The organism is Amycolatopsis sp. SID8362 (genome assembly GCF_010550475.1).
Taxonomy (GTDB): Bacteria; Actinomycetota; Actinomycetes; order Mycobacteriales; family Pseudonocardiaceae; genus Amycolatopsis; species Amycolatopsis eburnea.
This window is the reverse complement of record NZ_JAAGNB010001033.1, coordinates 1-1245: the sequence shown is the minus strand read 5'-3', so window position 1 is coordinate 1245 and position 1245 is coordinate 1. Positions and strand designations below refer to the sequence as shown.

General features: G+C 71.2%; 2 protein-coding genes. Both read left to right on the top strand.

What is annotated here, in order from left to right; genetic code table 11:
- The first annotated feature begins 186 nt into the window (after window positions 1-186).
- Window positions 187-762 (top strand): hypothetical protein, encoded by a 576-nt coding sequence (locus G3I65_RS32480; RefSeq protein ID WP_160699485.1) that lies wholly within the window; start codon window positions 187-189, stop codon window positions 760-762.
- Window positions 759-1245: copper resistance CopC family protein (locus tag G3I65_RS32475; protein WP_160699484.1), on the top strand; the 487-nt coding region annotated here is incomplete at its 3' end. The genes G3I65_RS32480 and G3I65_RS32475, both read left to right, overlap by 4 nt.

Sequence of the window (1245 nt, the reverse complement as noted above, 5' to 3'; positions counted from 1 at the left end):
CGGCCCCCGACCGCCCGACCGGCCTCGTCGCGCACTGACCGCGCCGCGCCGCGGGCCCGGCCCGCGGCGCAATCGGCCGACCGGCGCAGTTTCCCTGGTGGAATGCGCAATCCGGAGTAACCGAAGATCGCGTGCGGACGGCTATCGTCGACGCACACCTTCGTTTTCGGGAGATCTGGGGTCCGCATGTCGACGTCCGAAATCGCCCGGCCTGCCGGGTTTCTCGGCGGTCTCAACAGCCGCTACCACAACCGAGCGCTCGCGGTCTTCATGCTGATCGTGCTCGCGCACTGGGCCGAGCACATCGTCCAGGCCGTGCAGATCTACGGCTTCGGCTGGCCGGCGGCGAAGGCCCGCGGCGTGCTCGGCATGCCGTTCCCGTGGCTGATCTCCCAGGAGTGGCTGCACTACGGCTACGCGCTGGTGATGCTGGTCTTCCTGTGGGTCCTGCGGCACGGGTTCGGCGGCCGGTCCCGGCAGTGGTGGAACCTCGCGCTGGGCATCCAGTTCTGGCACCACATCGAGCACCTGCTGCTGTTCGTGCAGGCGCAGAGCGGCTGGCGGCTGGCCGGGCAGAAGGTGCCCACCAGCATCATCCAGCTGCTGGTCCCGCGCGTGGAGCTGCACCTGTTCTACAACACGATCGTCACCATCCCGATGATCGTCGCGGTCGTCCTGCACCGGCGCGCCTCGGCCGCCGAGCGCGAGATCACCGGCTGCTCGTGCGGTGTGCCGAGGCAGCCCGCGCTCGCCGCGTCGTGAAACGCGCGCTGGCCCTGCTGGCCTTCCTGGCCGGCTGGCTGCTGCTCAGCGCCACTCCCGCTTCGGCGCACGTCGAAGTCGTCTCGTCGACCCCCGGGGACGGCGCCCGCCTCGGCGCGGCGCCGTCCCTGGTGTCGGTCACGCTGTCGGAGAACGTCGGGATCCAGCCCGGGTCGATCAAGGTCGTCGACCTCACCGGCAAGCAGGTCGACACCGGTCCGGTGTTCCAGCCGGGCGAGGACGCCGAACAGCTCGCGGTGAAGCTCCAGCCCGGTCTCCTGGACGGCAGCTACCTGGTCGAATACGCGTTCGTCTCGGCCGACTCCCACCCGGTCCGCGGCACGTTCGCGTTCGTGGTCGGCACCGGCCCGCTGGTGACGTCGGCGGGCGCGGTGTCCGCGGCCACCGGCACCGACGGCGTCGTCGACGCGGCCTCGACGTCGGCGCGCTGGCTGGCCTACCTCGGCGTCGTCCTCCTCGGCG